The organism is Pallidibacillus thermolactis, from assembly GCF_025660415.1.
Lineage (GTDB): Bacteria > Bacillota > Bacilli > Bacillales > Caldibacillaceae > Pallidibacillus > Pallidibacillus thermolactis.
The window spans coordinates 1-17023 of record NZ_JAOUSE010000032.1 but is presented as its reverse complement, the minus strand read 5'-3'; the positions used below and the strand labels follow the sequence as shown (position 1 = coordinate 17023).

The following is a 17023-nucleotide window of genomic DNA, read 5'->3' as shown; positions in this document are numbered from 1 at the left end:
TCTAAGTTGTGTTGATACTTGGAACGCATTGGGAAGATTATTATACGCAACAATAAAAAAGCTCCTTATCCAGGTAGTGACTCCGAAAAGTTAGATTTTTTACTCTACTTTTTGGGTACCATACCTATTCAAGGAGCTTTTCCTTTCCTTTTAAGAATTATAGTCAATTGCCGTATTGGTTGTTGAAATTTCCAGATGTTCTTTTAACATTTGCGAAGTTTCGGATACAGAATATTCATCCAGTGCAAAATAATAAACAGAGTCTATATACAAATCTTCACCGGATAATTTTAATGATTCGATGTTGGAGATCGACTTTGCATAGGGATGTAAAGCAACAATATTTTGGAAGGTCAGGTTTGTTGATAAATTGTCATCGAGACCGTCTAAAACCTCTCCGTATTTCGTGATGGAAGACAAGGATCCTGCTTTTCGAATAATGGCTTCAACGACTTCCTTTTGACGTTCATTTCGTCCAAAATCCCCCATCGGGTCTTGTTTTCGCATTCGCACATAAGCAAGAGCTTCTTCTCCATCTAGAGTTTGTCGTCCTTTATATAGCGTAATCGGCTTATTTTTACTATTTTTTTCTGTAAACGTAAATGGCACATTGACTGTGACTCCGTCTAAGGCGTCGACGATATCAATAAAAGCATTAAAATTCAACTTTACATAGTAATCAACGGGAATATCAAGCAATTCTTCAACGGTTTCAACGGCTAGATCTGGACCACCGAAAAAGTTGGCATTGTTAATCTTTTGGGTTTTGTATCCAGGAATGTCCACCCGTGAATCCCGCGGAATGCTTAATAACTTAATCGAATGATCATTTTTATTAAATGTGGCTAGCAATAAAACATCAGATCGACTTTTGGTTTCCCCAGGTCGTTCATCGACTCCGATAAATAATACGGAAAAATTATCTTTACCAGGATATACAGGTGTCACCCGTTTATCTGACATTTCACCACGGGTTAATTCTTGATGGGCATCACTTGTCACGTTCATCACTTTCAACACTAGATGTCCACCGTATGCGATGATCGCCAATAAAATGACGATAATCGGCGTAAGCAAAAACCATTTCTTTTTCTTCTTTTTTCTCCGTCTACGGAGTCTAGAATTTTCGACCATAGAAAATTCTCCTTTCCTATTGCGAAACCAAAGTCTCTAAATAGATGACCTCTCCTTCTCGAATATCTGCTTGGCCACTTGTTCGTTCTGTCATCCAGGTTCGGAAATCTTCTTCCTTCCCTTCCTCAACATATGTTTCAATTTCTACTTTATCTAAATAATGAATCTCTTTTATCGGATAATTCGATGAGCGTAATTCGTTTTCGATTTTTCCTAACCATGTATAATCAATTGTCGTATGCATGATCCGTGTTAATTTACGTTCTACAATGCCAACCGCCTTCAAACCTTCTGAAGTTGCTTTCGAATATGCGCGGACAAGACCACCTGCACCGAGTTTAATTCCCCCGAAATAACGGGTAACAACAACAACCGTATCTTTTACATTCATTTTCTTTAAAACTTCTAACATCGGTACACCAGCTGTTCCACTAGGCTCCCCGTCATCGTTCGCTTTTTGAAATTGGTCATGTTCTCCAACTAAGTAGGCCGAACAATTATGGGTTGCATCATGGTTCATCTTTTTTATTTTTTGAATAAAAGCTTGGGCATCTTCTTCGGTTTCAACGCGATCAACATAGCAAATAAAGCGTGACTTTTGTATGACAATTTCATGTTCCCCATAGCCTTTCACAGTTAAATAGGCGTTCCGCATGTGAAATCGCCCCTCTCATGTAAATTGATCTTATTTTAAAAAATTATGCATAATTAAAGCAAACAGTTCGAAATTACCACATACCTTCTATTATATAGAGAAAAAATCACGGCTGCAATAAATGGTTGGTATTTCCTATAAGTAAGCCTATTAAAACATGATACAATAATATTAAGAACACTTATTACCAATAATTACTATCTTATTTTTACATGATTTATAATTTAATAATGTTACGATATGATTAGAATTATTTTTAGAAGTGAGTTTTCTTGGAGTGAATGAAATGACGGCAGATTATTTAAATGTAAAAACAATTGATAAAATCATTCAGAATATGATAGAGACTGTTGATCATAGTAAAACCGAAATCTTTGAAATTGGTGAACAGAGTCGAAACGATTATATGTCGATTATTGATGAAATTAAAAAAATTAAAAAAATGGTTATTGAAATTATTGAGGAAGAGGAAGCCCTTGATCGAGAAGTGCGTAAAGCCCGGAAACGACTTTCGGAAGTGAGCAAGTATTTTAATAAGTACTCAGAAGAAGAAGTCCGTCGGGCTTATGAACATGCTCACAACTTACAAGTCAAGCTGACGATGACAAGACAAATTGAAAAACAATTACGTAACCGACGGGATGAATTGGAACGTCGAATTGTAGGCATTCAAGAAACAATTGAACGAGCGGATCGATTAGTAACCCAAATTTCGGTTGTTTTAAATTACTTAACAGGCGATTTGAAAAATGTATCTGAAATCGTAGCTGATGCCCGTGAAAAACAAGAATTTGGATTAAAAATTATTGAAGCTCAAGAAGAAGAACGAAAACGGCTATCACGGGAAATGCATGACGGTCCAGCCCAATTGTTAGCGAATGTCATGATGCGATCGGATTTAATTGAAAAGATTTACCGTGAAAGAGGTATTGAAGAGGCACTCGAAGAAATTCGGGGATTAAAGAAAACGATTCGGGAGGCATTATACGAAGTTCGCCATATTATTTACGATTTGCGTCCGATGGCTCTAGATGACCTCGGGTTAGTGCCGACTTTAAAAAAATATCTCCAAACGGTGGAAGAGTACAACAAACATCGAAACATTTTCATTGATTTTGTCTTTATTGGGACTGAACGCCGACTCGATTCGAAGATGGAAGTTGCCTTATTCCGCTTGATTCAAGAATCGGTCCAAAATGCATTAAAACATGCAAACCCAACTGAAATTCAAGTGAAGCTAGAAATAAACGAAACGAAAGTATTGGCTGTAATTAAAGATGACGGTGCAGGTTTTGATCCAACCATTAAGAAGGAAGGCTCCTTTGGAATTCGTGGGATGAAAGAACGAGTAGAACTTTTGGAGGGAAAACTTAAGATTTTATCAGACAAGGGTTGTGGTACAAAAGTATTGATCGAAATACCGATAAAATAAGTATTATGGACCTAGTTTCGTTTGTAAAATATCATTTACAATGAATATAAAGAAAAAGGGTGTCAAGCTAACGAGGTTTACTTTGGATACATATTGATAGTGTTGCCTAGCCATTGGAAAGAGGGGGAATGAATATGACTACAAAAATATTAGTCATTGATGATCATCAATTATATAGAGAAGGAATTAAAAAAATACTAGAGTTTGAGAAAAGCTTTGAGGTCGTAGGAGAAGGTTCAGACGGAGATCAAGTAATTGAACTTGTACGTAATCATAAACCCGATGTTGTAATAATGGATATAAATATGCCGAATATGAATGGTGTGGAAGCTACACGTCAACTTGTGAGAACTTTCCCAGACACAAAGGTTATTATTTTATCCATTCACGATGATGAAAACTATGTTACTCATGCTCTTAAGACTGGTGCAAGCGGTTATTTATTAAAGGAAATGGATGTAGATGCTTTAATTGAAGCGGTTAAAGTTGTGATTGATGGTGGCTCTTACATTCATCCGAAAGTAACTCATAACCTCGTGAAAGAATTCCGTCGTCTTGCCGAAACGGCCAATAAATACCAAGCAAGTGGTGGAGCTAACGTAAACTATGAAGTAAGACGTCCTTATCATTTATTAACTCGCCGTGAATGTGAAGTCTTGCAGCTATTAGCGGAAGGAAAAAGTAACCGTAAAATTGGAGAACGTCTCTTTATTAGTGAAAAAACTGTCAAAAACCATGTAAGTAATATTTTACAAAAGATGAATTGTGAAGACCGTACACAAGCTGTGGTAGAGGCAATTAAAAAAGGCTGGGTAGAGGTAAAAATTAGTTAATTATGATGAACGTTTTAACTGCTCCGATCTAGGGGCAGTTTATTTTTTTGGGAAAATTTTAACATAAGTATATATTAGGAACGGTTTTTTGAAAACCTTTTCAATAAATTGACAAAAAATGAAGGAAATCGTACATATTTGTAGAATTGTTTCCTGAGTAACCTCTTCCTAATTATCGTTATTAATAGTACAATGATACTTGTTTCTTTTTAGCACGACGTATAAATAAGATTAAAAAAAGGAGTGCATAATTTTGAAGACCGCTATTGTTACTGATAGTACGGCCTACATTCCAGAAGAGATTCGAATAGAACATCATATCCATATGATTCCGTTGAGTGTCATATTTGGAAATGAGTCATATAAAGAAGAAGTTGAAATGAAAGCGGAAGATTTTTACGAAATGATGCGTAGACAAAAAGAATTACCGAAGACTACACAGCCATCGACGGGGAAGTTTGTTGAATTATTCGAGAAATTAGCAAAAGATTATGATGCGATAATTAGTATCCATTTATCTAGTGGAATTAGCGGTACATATCAAGGGGCCGTTACTGCTGGTGAAATGGTTGAAGGGATTGACGTGTATCCTTTTGATTCTGAAAGCAGTTGTATGATTCAAGGGTTTTATGCATTGGAAGCAGCAAAATTGGCTCGTGAAGGTGTTAACCCTGAAGAGATTATGAAACGGTTGAACGAGCTGAAAGCGAAATCCTGGGCGTATTTTATGGTAGATGATTTGACGAATTTACAAAAAGGTGGTCGCTTAAGTGGAGCATCTGCTTTAATTGGTAGCTTGTTACAAGTGAAACCCGTTTTACATTTCGTTGATAAAGTCATAGTACCATTTGAAAAGATACGTACAAAGAAAAAGGCGCTAGCTCGTATAACAGAGCTGTTTGAAGAAGATGCGAAAAAAGGAACTCCGTTACAAGCTTGTGTCATCCATGCCAATCGTGAAGAAGAGGCAAAAGCATGGATTGCGGACCTTCAGGAAAAATTCCCGAATGTGGAGTTTACCTTAAGTTATTTTGGGCCGGTGATTGGAACGCATCTTGGTGAAGGTGCTTTTGGTCTTGGGTGGATGCCGAAATAACTTTTACCAACCTTATCATTTTTCTATGGGAACTTGTGTAAAACCTGTTCCCTTCTCCTCATTTTTTCCTTATCCTTGTTTCCTCATGATTTTCCTTTTCCGATTAGCAAGTGTTCATCTGTTTTTTCCATTACAATTTATGAAAGTTGGTGAGGTGGTTTTTTGTTATTTTTAAAACAAGATCAAGAACTTGTGCCGCAAGTGTTGGTTAAAGGGGAGCACGCGGATGGTGAAATTGTACGGATTGGTGATGTCGATGAAGTAATCGAAAAACCAATTGATTTTATGTTTCCGTTTAATCTGGATCTCCAACACTTTTTAAGTGGACGGAGTTTGTTATTAGAGGAAGTCCCTTTTTCGATCGAAGAAATTCATGAACATGTTCAACATGGTTATGTTGTATATCGACAAGGGATTTTATCTGAAGCTGGGGGTTATCGTTGTGGTCGGTGTGGAAATCGAGAAATGCAACTGTTTTATTCTTTTCGATGTTCTCGTTGTAAAAATGTATGTGTGTATTGTCGGCAATGTATTATGATGGGCCGAGTTACGCAATGTACACCGTTATTAGAATGGAAAGGACCGACGCCTACAATTCAATATAATGATGTTTTAGAATGGTCTGGAACCTTGTCTCCTTCTCAGGCAGAAGCGTCAGCAAAAATTAAAGAAGCAATTCGGGAACGTACGGATTTATTAGTTTGGGCGGTATGTGGTGCTGGAAAAACAGAGATGTTATTTGAAGGGATTGAAGAGGGGATGAGACTGGGTCTCCGAATAGCCATTGCAACCCCAAGGACAGATGTTGTTTTAGAATTGACACCCCGATTCCGCCGGGTTTTTCCAAAAGTTCCAATTGCCTCATTATATGGCGGGAGTGAAGATCGCCATTGTTTTGCCCCTCTTGTCATTACAACAACCCATCAATTACTCCGATTTAAAAAGGCTTTTGATGTCATGATTATTGATGAAGTCGATGCTTTTCCCTATGCTGCAGATGAAATGTTGCAACATGCGGCGGAGGCTGCTCGTACAAACAATAGTGCCCTTATCTTTTTAACCGCAACACCAAAGGAAGTTTGGCAACGGGAATGTTATAGTGGCAAGCGGAACTGTGTTATATTACCGGCTCGTTTTCACCGTCATCCTTTACCTATTCCGACGTTTGTATGGTGTGGCAACTGGCGAAAGGATATCGAAAAGGGCAAGATTCCGAAGTCTGTATTGAAGTGGTTTCAACAGCGGTTGGGTAGTGGAAAGCAGGCATTGATCTTTTTTCCTCATATTGAATTGATGGAGATGGCCTTGCCTCTCTTTCGTGAGTTTGATACTCGAATTGAATCAGTCCATTCCGAAGATCCTGCGCGTAAGGAAAAAGTGCAAGCCATGCGAGATTCTAAGATACCCATTTTATTAACGACGACCATTTTGGAGCGGGGGGTGACTTTTCCAAATATTGATGTAGCAGTAGTTGGTGCAGAAGATGACACGTTTACGGAAAGTACATTAGTGCAGATTGCCGGACGTGTTGGCCGCAGTCCCCAATATCCCGATGGGAACATTACATTTTTTCATCACGGACAAACGCGGGCAATGATTCGCGCACGAAATCAGTTACTACGGATGAATCGTGATGCTCGTTCGAAGAGATTGGTGGATGGGTGACAATTTGGTGGGGAGTGTTGGGAAATTCGCACACTTTTTTGGTTAATCGCACAGAATTTAGCAATTTCGCACGATATTTTTCTGATTCGCACACCTTTGAAGTAATTTCGCACATAATTTGTTGATTTCGCACACTTTCATAAGGATTTCGCACAAATTGTAGATATTCCCACTTGTACAAACGGTAGTTATCATCCAAATTCGTTATTTTTCCATTAAAAAAGTAGAAAATAGGGGGTATATGTAACAATGATCATTAAAAAACGTGAAAAATCACAATCTTTGCAAACATACGAGGTATTACTTGAAAGATTAGATATTTCTTTTCCTAAAAGAGAACTGATAGAAACTGATTATTTGATGTTTTTAACTGGTTTCAAAGGAGAAAAGTCGATTGATTACCCACTAACTTATCTGAATGAAAAATATTACCAAATCTTACATGACTTACGACTTTTTGATGGAAAACATTACTTTCAAATTGATACACTCATTGCGTCACAAAAACTATTAATTCCAGCTGAAATAAAAAATTACTCCGGTATATTAACATTTGACCCGGTTTTTAAACAACTCATTCGTAAAAACAATGATAAAGAAGAAGCCTTGCCGAACCCGGTTGTCCAAGTGAAAAGGCAGGCATACCATTTGAAACTGTGGTTGGAAAATTACAAATTTAAAAGTATACCGATAGAACCGATTGTCATCATGACAAATGAACGTGCCGTAATCAGGATGAATCATGCAAACAGTGAAGTTCCCCGAATTGTTACGACAACATCTACTTTCCCAGAAAAAATCGCTAATTTAGAAAGGCAATATTCAAAAGAATTTTTAACAAAAAAAGATTTGAGAAAACTGACTAGAAGATTACTCAAACATCATCAACCAAATAATAAAAATTTATTACAACAATATGGAATTTCAAAAGATCATGTTACGAAAGGTGTTAAATGTGATCATTGTAAACGATACAGCATGGAACGAGGTCATGGTCATTGGATTTGTGGAAACTGTGGTTATAAATCAAAACATGCGCATGTAAAGGCATTGCGTGATTATGCACTATTGTTTGGAACTGAAATTACAATCAAAGAGGCGATGGATTTTATGCGGATATCATCTCGTTTTACGATGAGAAGAATACTAGATTCCCTTGGATTTGCTAAGGAAATGGTAAAAAATAAACTCGTATACACGATTGAACTGGAAGATTTGTAATTTTGGATGTTTAATTTTGATAAAAAAGTAGAATTCGCACAAGATATTACATTTTCGCACAAAATTTGGTCTGTTCGCACACATTAACTGCCAATTCGCACAAGAAAATAGGATTTCGCACACAATTTTAATTTTCCGCACACTTTACTTCGAAATTCGCACAAAACCCCAGTATAAAACCGATAAATTTATGATTATTTAACAAAAAGGTGGTGTTTTTTATATGTTTTTATTCAAAAACCCCCTTTGCCTATACTGTTTTCAACCCATTACCCCTAATTACACGTGGAAAACAGTCTTTCTTGCACAACTTAATCGATCCATTTGCAGTCATTGTGAAAAACAAATTATAAAAATTACTGAACCGACTTGTCGGATTTGTCACCGACCAAAGAATGAATTAAATCAACAATTTTTCAAAGGTGAACTTTGTCTTGACTGCATTCGATGGGAAGATGCTCCGAAATGGAAGGGGACGCTCACAAAAAACATATCTATTTACGTGTACAATGACTTTATGGCTGAACTAATTGCGAAATTTAAATATCGTGGGGATTATGCCTTGGCCAAAGTCTTTGCGGAAGATATTCGACAAGCCCTTCAAATCTTAACATTTGATCTCATTGTGCCTATTCCTTTAAGTGAAGTGCGGCTATATGAACGAGGTTTTAATCAGGCTGAGGCACTTCTTCTTGAAGCTGGCGTTACACCGTCCCACATTCTGAAACGAACTCATACAGAAAAACAATCAAAGAAAAATCGACAGGAACGAATCCACTTGCCACAAGTGTTTCAAATTCAACCAAATTCCAATCAAATGGAAACGTCACAACCTACAACAAATGTAATAAAAAATAAACACATCTTACTCGTAGACGATATTTATACAACAGGATCGACCCTCCGTCATGCAGCACAAGTTTTAAAACAAGCCGGGGCAAAATCAATTCAATCCCTTACCCTTGCAAGGGGGTAAACACATATACATCATGGTCAAATTCAACAATGCTATTTCAAAAACAAAAACTTACACTTCAAATGGTGTACAATTCATCCTATCATCCTAACCAGATTAAACATTTTAGGACTTTTGGTCGATATAAATATAAAGAAAATTTTAGAAAGGTAGATCACAATGGATGTGGCCAACTGTTCGAAATGTAGTAGGTTATATATAAAAAATCCCGTCCGTGATATTTGTGATAAATGTTATAAAGAAGAAGAAACGGCTTACGATAAAGTTAGTACCTATTTAAAAAAGCGTGAAAATCGGACAGCGACGATGCTTCAAGTCGTTCAAGATACAGGGGTATCTGAAGATCTTATCCATAAATTTATCAAAAAAGGTCGTATTAAACTTGTCCAATTTCCAAACCTTACATATCCTTGTGAAACATGTGGGAACCCGATTCAAACAGGCAAACTTTGTGAGCAATGTTTGACTGAACTGCGAAAAGACTTGGAAATATTTGAAAGGGAAGAACAACGACAAAAAGAACTAGAGGAAAGAAAAGTATACTTTGTAGTTGATGAAAAGTTTAGAAAACATCAATAAAATCCATAAAATCCATTTAGTTTTACCTAGTCCAAAAGATTTGATCCATTACCGAAATAGTCAAATGTATTCATTTTGTTTGAAATTGCTTCCAGTCGTTAAACTTCCATCATGAAATGTCGATATAACATTTAGCTAAGAATGAACGAAAGTGAGGAAAAACAGATGAAAATACAAAACTACGGACCATCTGGCCTCAATCCTTATAAACGGGAGATGCAAACAACAGAAACATTAAAGAAAAACCCAACAAAAGCAAATGACAAATTAGAAATTTCTTCGGAAGCCCTAAAGCTTCAACAACAATCAACAGATCCAGTACGACAAGAAAAAATAAACAGTTTAAAAAAACAAATTCAGAACGGTACGTATCAAATTAATCATCAAGCATTAGCAGAAAAAATATACAATCATTTTCATAACAAAAAATAATATCGATCGGGTTTACAAATTTAAATAAGGAAAAGGTGAGGGCAATGGATTTTACAACTTTAATTACGATATTAGAAAAAGAGCTGACATTATACAAGAGTTTATATGAGATCACGATACAAAAAACGGACATCGTTAAAAAAGGTGATGTTCAAGCCCTCAATCAATTAATGACGAACGAACAAAAACATGTAACATCCATTACGGCTTTAGAAAAACAACGGATTACAGAATTAAATAAAATATTTCCGGAAAGAAAAGAGAACTTACCAACAATTAGTGAATGTATTCAAGTCGCCCAAGGCAACCAAAAAACAAAATTACAAGAGATCTTTCAACAATTAGTTAAAATCTTAGAAGAAATAAAAGAACAAAACAGACTGAACCATGAACTTGTCAAACATTCACTTCAGTTTGTTAACTTCTCACTTAATCTGTTCCGACCTAAATTCACCAACTATAATTATGGACCGAATACTGACAAGCAACAAACAACGACATCATCCATATTCAATTCTGAAGTTTAAATAGAGATCGGAGGCACAAGCATGGTATCTACATTCCATGGACTAGAAACGGCAAAACGAGCGTTAACTGCCAGTCAATCAGCGCTATATACAACAGGCCACAATATTTCCAATGCCAATACACAAGGTTACACAAGACAGCGGGTTGATTTTCGAACAACGAATCCATACAACGCACCATATGGACAAATTGGAACAGGTGTCGAACCAGGACAAGTGATTCGAATTCGGGAAAACTATCTCGATGTGCAATATCGTACAGAATACAATAAATTCGGATATTATAGTTCCATTTCTCAAGCATTGGCCAAAATGGAAGATATCATTCATGAACCTTCTGATACCGGGCTTCAAGCGGTAATGGATAAATTTTGGAATTCATTACAAGATTTGGCGAACAACCCGCAAAACTCAGCAACACGGCAAGTCGTTGCATCAAATGGAAAAATGTTTGCGGAAACGTTGAATTATTATTCTAACTCTTTAGTGCGGATTCAAAGTGATCTTGGTCAAGAAATTGATGTAAAAGTCGGAGAAATTAATGCCATCATTTCCCAAATTGATGAATTGAATAAACAAATTGCAACGGTAGAACCCCATGGAAAATTACCGAATGATCTTTACGATCGGCGAGATCTTTTAGTAGATGAACTATCCAAACTCATTAATATTGAAGTCAATACTGTTATTCCGAAGCAATACGGCCAACCATCAAGAACCGCTGTCGGTCTTTATGAAATTCGTATCGTTCATGCTAATGGTTCGGACTATGGAGAAGGAATTAAACTACTTGAAGTAAATGCTACAAATGGTCATTCAAACATCAATCAACTAAGCGTTGAAAAAGGGGATAAGGGAGCAAATACTCTGGTTTCGGCTATTAAAGTGGCAGGAAAAGAAATAAAAGACCTTGGCTTTGGCGGTGAACTCGGCGGTTTAATTAAAAGCTATGGTTACCAATTACCTGGTGAAGTCGGCTCAGGCTATTACCCTGACATGTTAGAGAACTTAAATAAACTAACGTTTGCCTTTGCGATGGAGTTTAATCATATTCATACACAAGGATATGGATTAGGTGAGAGCAATAATGCGCCTATCTTCTTTGACTTTGGCAGCAATGCAATAAACAATAGCTATGAATATGATCCAACCATACATTATGCGCAAATGATAAAGGTAAATGAAGAGATTATTTCTGATCCATCAAAAATTGCAGCAGCCTTTGAAGAAGGTGGCTATTCTGGCGATAATGATAATGCCTTCCGTTTAGCAGATATATTTACAAAGGATTTCGGTGACTACTTTAAAGATAAAACAGAAGAAACACAGTTAGGATCAGTTCCAAAGGGGCTCACTGGCAATTTTAAAACCTTTTATGCGGGACTTGTTGGTGACTTAGGTGTCAATGCGCAAAGTGCCAATCGAAATCGAGACAATGTTCAAGTACTCGTTGACTCGGTTGATTATAACCGGCAATCAATATCCGGTGTATCCCTGGATGAAGAAATGACAAATCTTGTTACGTTCCAACATGCTTATAACGCATCGGCACGCATGATTACAGTGATTGATGAAATGCTTGATCGGATTATTAATAGTACAGGTATTGTTGGTCGTTAAATTGAAGGAAAAGGTAAAAAAAGGCGGTGAAACACATGCGGGTAACCCAATCGATGTTATCAACGAATATGCTACGAAACTTAAGTAATAGTTATAACAAACTTGGCAAACTCCAAGAACAGTTAGCAACACAGAAAAAAATTAATCGGCCGTCCGATGACCCTGTTGTTGCAATGCTCGGGGTTGGGTATCGTGGTGACTTGAACCAAGTGCAACAATTTAACCGAAATATTAGTGAAGTGAATAATTGGCTTGAAACGACAGACGATGCGATCGCAGAAGGAATTAGTGCCTTGCAACGGATTCGTGAACTCACCCTTCAAGCTACAAACGGTACATATGATGAAGGACAAAGAGAAGCCATTGCCGTTGAGCTCAAACAACTTCAAGAACAACTGTATACAATTGCCCGCACCCAAGTGGGCGATAAATACATTTTTAATGGAAAAAATACAAATCATGCTCCTGAAATTGTGAAAAATACCGATGAAACAATAAAAGAAGTGAAGTTTAACGATGGTGTCATTAATATTGAAATTTTTGATGGAATTACAATTGATGTGAATACAAGTGGAAAAACTCTATTTGAAAACTTACTTCACGAAGATGGGACGTTATCGCAATTAATTAAAAAATTGGAAGATCCAAACGTCAAAGATGAAGAAATCGGTGATTTTTTATCGAAAATGGATCAACATATTGATATCTTTTTAAAAGAGCAGGCACGTGTTGGTGCGAAACAAAACCGTGTGGAAATGATGGAAGACCGGATTGCGCAACAAGAAGTAACAGCGACAAAAATTTTATCTGAAAATGAAGATGTGGATATGGAACGAGTGATTACGGAGTTACTCACTCAAGAATCTATTCACCGAGCTGCTTTATCGGTTGGAGCAAAAATAATCCAACCAACCCTAGTTGACTTTTTACGATAAGCTATTCAAAAGGAATAGCTTTTCTTTGTAATTTCAGTGATTCGGGGGATTATTATGAGATTACCACAAATTCGACTTGAATCTACGTTTATAAAAACGGGTTTGCACATTCAAAAACCCACTCAAACAATTGAACAACCGAAGGCGATCCAATCGATTGAGCAGCCTAAGGCTGAATTAGAAATCAATACAGTACCTGGAAAACTTACCATCGACCAAACGGAGGCTAAGGCACAATTAGGATACAAGACGATCCCAAGAATCATTTCTGAATCTGCTCAAGAAGGGAAGAAAGCTGTACTGGAGGGTATCGGTCGACGAGCAAGAGAAGGCGACCAATTCATGAGAATTGAAAATAAAGGAAATCCTTTACCACAAATTGCCGAGGCGTATGCGTATAAAGAAAAACAATTTGGCATCGGTTGGATTCCATCCCACGGTAGTGTAAAACTACACTATATTAAAGGGGAAGTGCAAGTGAAGGCAACACCAAGAAAACCGATCATTGATGTGCAAATACAAAAACCAATTCATGAGTATACACCAGGTGATGTTTCAGTCTATGTAGAGCAGAAAAATGCATTGCATATTGACTTTGTCCATCTTTTTAATGAAACTATATAATTAGCAGGTGAAATAATGAATATTCAAACAAAGTATTTTAATGAATTGACGATTAATAAAAAGGATATTCTCCACTTTGAATACGGATTACCAGGTTTCATAAATGAAAAACAATTTGTTTTATTGCCTTTATCGGAAGAAAAGGTTTATTTTGTTTTGCAATCGGTCCAAACTCCTGAACTTGCCTTTGTGGTCACCAATCCGTTTTTGTTTTTTAAAGATTATGATTTCGAGCTTGATCGTGCAACCGTTCATTCCCTTGAAATTAAGGAGCCATCGGATGTTGCTGTTTATTCTATTTTAACGTTACAAGATCCATTTGAGCATACGACAGCTAATTTACAAGCCCCTGTAATTGTTCATGTAAAAAATAAAAAAGCAAAACAGGTGATTCTAAACGATGATAAATATACGACAAAACATGCATTGTTTCAAGAATCCCCTATATCTGTAAAGGAGTGAGCCGATGCTAATTTTATCACGTAAAAAAGGTGAATCCATCCAAATTGGGGATGGAATCGAAGTAAGAATTGTGGCTGTTCAAGGTGACCAAGTAAAAATTGGCATCGATGCTCCAAAACACGTTGACGTCTTTCGTAAAGAAATTTACGACCAAATCCAAGGAGAAAACAAACAAGCGACTGCTTCTTCTAATTTAATTAAGCTCATTCCTAAAAAAACTAAACAATAATTCTTTTCAAAGAAAGGCTAAACACCTTTCTTTTTTTGTCGATATAAGTAATGAAAGGATAAAGATCCTAAAAAAGCATGTTCACAAGGCGTGAACGAATCATGCAAGAATGAAATTTTGCTTATGCGTATTAATCACCTTATTTCAACACTGAATACGGGTGTCCGTTGAAAAATGCAAACAATGCACAAATGAAATCATGAATAAGTTTAGATGAAGCGATTAATAAAAGATTTTCCATTCAAAATTGGATTTAGAGCTATTCTTATTTAAATAAAGCAAATCAGAAAAACAGGAGTTGAACCGTTTAATAGATGCTAATTTTGGTAAAAGAAATGATGGCACAAACAAAGGAATGTATCTTAGAATGAGCATCAACAAATGTTTGCTCAAGCTAACCAATTACCAAGGTGTGCTAAAACTGCTTCGTAAAAGTTTTAGAAATATTTTTAGACTCTAGTATAACTAGAGTCTCTTTTTAAAAACTAACTGAGTCTAGAGTGATTTACAAATAAATTATAACAAACGAAAGACTTATTTGAAAAGGAAGTGTCTATGTGAAGAACCAACCAGATCCAAAACTAATACAAGTAAGAAAGATTATAGACACAATGTTAGAAGCGTCAGAACATCTTAGAACCTTAATTAAAAATAAAGATTTAAAAAACAGTATATTTATATTTGGCTCAATAGTTCAAGGATTTGAATCAATTGAAATATTTTTGAAAACTTCTAAGTTAGATAGAGGGTTAAAGACAAGAAAGAATATTGAGCAGAATATTTTATACTTCGCAAAAGAATTAGAGAGAGGTAATATAACAAAATTATTAGAGATTATGCAGTTCTCATTAATCCCAAATATAAGAAAGCTTAAAGGAAATTTTGATGATGACAATAAGGATAGACAATTTATTATCGGAGTATATTTAGATCATGTTAATCCAATAGAGGTACTACCTGAGGCAAGAACATTGGCATTAATAAAAGAGGCCAAAAAAAGAAATGCAGAAATATTTTTCTTTTCGTCAAATGATGTGAATCTTAAGGAAAAACAAATTTATGGAATGACTAAAATAGACGGAAAGTGGCAAAAAAAGGATTTTCCACTTCCAGATGTAATAAACAATGTAGGAGTAGTAACAAAAGGTAGACAATCTAGTATTGAGAGAAATTTAAGAAAACTGATTCCTTTTACAACTTTTGCGATTGGAGATAAGTTTTATTTGGTAAAGAAATTAGTTGAGTCTGGAAAATATGCACATTTGTTAGCACCTTTTAAAGTTGTGACGGATATAGATATTGTCTTAAAATTCTTAGAACATAATGATCAAGCTGTTTTTAAACCATTGCGTGGTGCTCGCGGAGAAAATATATATTATTTAGAAAAAAATGGTCGTAAACATACTCTATATAATCATACTAAAAAGAAGCAGCTAGATATAGAAGCACTCGAAAAATGGGTATATGATGTAATTTTAAAGAGGAAAAATACATATATGATTCAAAAATATATCAATGCCCGAACAAAATCAAATGAACCATTTGATATTCGTGCTCATGTTCAAAAAGATGGAGAAGGCAAATGGCAGATAACGAAAATTTATCCAAGGATTGGAAATAAAAAAAGCATCCTTAGTAATATAAGTCGTGGAGGGAGAACTGAGGATATAGAATCATTTTTTGAAAGTCAATTTGATAATAAAGGTAGTTTATACTTAAAAAAGCTACTACAGTTATCAATGGACCTCACTTGGCATATTGATAAATTACACGGGCTGGCATTGGATGAACTGGGATTAGACTTAGCAATAGATAATAACGGAAGATTTTGGTTGCATGAGGCTAATATAGGTCCACAAACTACTTATCATGAGGAAGAACGAGCAGTTAATACAATAGGTTATGCATTATATCTAGCAAAGAATAAAATATTCCATACTAATGAGTTTGAAATATTAAATTTACCGAAAGATCAGTTTAGTATTAAGACAAATGATTTAGATATAGCAAAGTTAGAACATGATATTACAGTTGGTATGTTAGTGGGAGAAGAAGAAATTAACGAATTAACTATTGCGTGTGCATATGTTGCTAATTATGAAAATGTGAATTTTTTTTACTTCACACCTAAAGATATTGATTTTAATGAAGGTTTAATTAGGGGACATTTTTATATTGACCATAAATGGGTACCAAAAATTGTTAAGTATCCGGATGTCATTTATGATCGTTTGCGTTTAAGAGGAGTAAAAGGTTTTGATTTTATTTACCAAGAGTTTGAAGGTATTCCTATAACAAATGAGTTTTATGGAAATTCAATAAATAAATTAAAAGTTTACGATAGACTAAAAAATACTGGTGTTTTCGATGATATCATTATACCTTACAAAAAAATTGAAAGATTGAAAGATATAAAAAACTTTATTGATAATTATAATAAAATAATTATAAAACCAGAGGTAGGATCATTTGCGAACGGTTGGATCTACGTCAAGTTTTTGGACACAAAAAGATTAAGTTTTTTTGCACAACAACCATTCATGGATTGTTCCACGTCCCAAGTAGATTGTCAAAGTGAAAAGATCCTTTGACAATCTACTTGG

Annotated in this window: 17 protein-coding genes; 15 read left to right on the top strand and 2 right to left on the bottom strand. The window is 35.7% G+C overall.

Going from position 1 to position 17023, the window contains the following annotated elements; all coding sequences use genetic code 11:
* Positions 1 to 150 precede the first annotated feature (150 nt).
* Positions 151 to 1134 carry an LCP family protein gene (locus OEV82_RS10620; protein ID WP_263061860.1) on the bottom strand — a complete coding sequence of 328 codons (984 nt, stop codon included), beginning with the start codon at positions 1132 to 1134 and terminating at the stop codon, positions 151 to 153.
* A gap of 16 nt (positions 1135 to 1150) precedes the next feature.
* A complete protein-coding gene (locus OEV82_RS10615) occupies positions 1151 to 1789 on the bottom strand; it encodes a YigZ family protein (RefSeq protein WP_173658462.1) in 639 nt (212 codons plus the stop codon).
* A 286-nt stretch (positions 1790 to 2075) separates the two neighbouring features.
* On the opposite strand from OEV82_RS10615, the gene OEV82_RS10610 reads away from it, so the two are divergent.
* The 15 genes from OEV82_RS10610 (at position 2076) to OEV82_RS10540 (ending at position 17011) form a co-directional block, all read left to right on the top strand.
* Complete coding sequence (locus OEV82_RS10610; protein WP_173658461.1) at positions 2076 to 3221, top strand: sensor histidine kinase; 1146 nt, start codon at positions 2076 to 2078, stop codon at positions 3219 to 3221.
* 134 nt (positions 3222 to 3355) lie between these two features.
* Entirely contained in the window at positions 3356 to 4054 is a 699-nt protein-coding gene (locus OEV82_RS10605; RefSeq protein WP_173658460.1) for a response regulator transcription factor, read from the top strand.
* A gap of 253 nt (positions 4055 to 4307) precedes the next feature.
* Complete coding sequence (locus OEV82_RS10600; protein ID WP_263061859.1) at positions 4308 to 5150, top strand: DegV family protein; 843 nt, start codon at positions 4308 to 4310, stop codon at positions 5148 to 5150.
* Positions 5151 to 5312: 162 nt separating this feature from the next.
* Positions 5313 to 6815 (top strand): DEAD/DEAH box helicase, encoded by a 1503-nt coding sequence (locus OEV82_RS10595; protein WP_263061858.1) that lies wholly within the window; start codon positions 5313 to 5315, stop codon positions 6813 to 6815.
* A gap of 249 nt (positions 6816 to 7064) precedes the next feature.
* Positions 7065 to 8036 carry a nuclease-related domain-containing protein gene (locus tag OEV82_RS10590; protein ID WP_263061857.1) on the top strand — a complete coding sequence of 324 codons (972 nt, stop codon included), beginning with the start codon at positions 7065 to 7067 and terminating at the stop codon, positions 8034 to 8036.
* Between the two features lie 223 nt (positions 8037 to 8259).
* The gene (locus tag OEV82_RS10585; RefSeq protein WP_263061856.1) at positions 8260 to 9012 is read left to right on the top strand and encodes a ComF family protein; all 753 of its coding nucleotides are present in this window, start codon (positions 8260 to 8262) and stop codon (positions 9010 to 9012) included.
* A gap of 159 nt (positions 9013 to 9171) precedes the next feature.
* A complete protein-coding gene (locus OEV82_RS10580; RefSeq protein ID WP_263061855.1) occupies positions 9172 to 9591 on the top strand; it encodes a TIGR03826 family flagellar region protein in 420 nt (139 codons plus the stop codon).
* Between the two features lie 165 nt (positions 9592 to 9756).
* On the top strand, positions 9757 to 10023 hold the full coding sequence (gene flgM / locus OEV82_RS10575; RefSeq protein WP_173658455.1) for a flagellar biosynthesis anti-sigma factor FlgM: 267 nt from the start codon (positions 9757 to 9759) through the stop codon (positions 10021 to 10023).
* Positions 10024 to 10067: 44 nt separating this feature from the next.
* Entirely contained in the window at positions 10068 to 10550 is a 483-nt protein-coding gene (locus tag OEV82_RS10570) for a flagellar protein FlgN (RefSeq protein WP_173658454.1), read from the top strand.
* Positions 10551 to 10571: 21 nt separating this feature from the next.
* Positions 10572 to 12170: a flagellar hook-associated protein FlgK gene (gene flgK / locus OEV82_RS10565; protein ID WP_263061854.1), complete on the top strand. Its 1599-nt coding sequence runs from the start codon at positions 10572 to 10574 to the stop codon at positions 12168 to 12170.
* 35 nt (positions 12171 to 12205) lie between these two features.
* The gene (gene flgL / locus OEV82_RS10560; protein WP_263061853.1) at positions 12206 to 13105 is read left to right on the top strand and encodes a flagellar hook-associated protein FlgL; all 900 of its coding nucleotides are present in this window, start codon (positions 12206 to 12208) and stop codon (positions 13103 to 13105) included.
* A gap of 54 nt (positions 13106 to 13159) precedes the next feature.
* Positions 13160 to 13729 (top strand): DUF6470 family protein, encoded by a 570-nt coding sequence (locus OEV82_RS10555; RefSeq protein ID WP_263061852.1) that lies wholly within the window; start codon positions 13160 to 13162, stop codon positions 13727 to 13729.
* Positions 13730 to 13744: 15 nt separating this feature from the next.
* Positions 13745 to 14191, top strand: a complete 447-nt coding sequence (fliW, locus tag OEV82_RS10550; RefSeq protein ID WP_263061851.1) for a flagellar assembly protein FliW — start codon at positions 13745 to 13747, stop codon at positions 14189 to 14191.
* A gap of 4 nt (positions 14192 to 14195) precedes the next feature.
* Positions 14196 to 14420 carry a carbon storage regulator CsrA gene (gene csrA / locus OEV82_RS10545; protein ID WP_263061850.1) on the top strand — a complete coding sequence of 75 codons (225 nt, stop codon included), beginning with the start codon at positions 14196 to 14198 and terminating at the stop codon, positions 14418 to 14420.
* A gap of 557 nt (positions 14421 to 14977) precedes the next feature.
* Positions 14978 to 17011, top strand: a complete 2034-nt coding sequence (locus OEV82_RS10540; protein ID WP_263061849.1) for a YheC/YheD family protein — start codon at positions 14978 to 14980, stop codon at positions 17009 to 17011.
* The last annotated feature ends 12 nt before the right edge of the window (positions 17012 to 17023 follow it).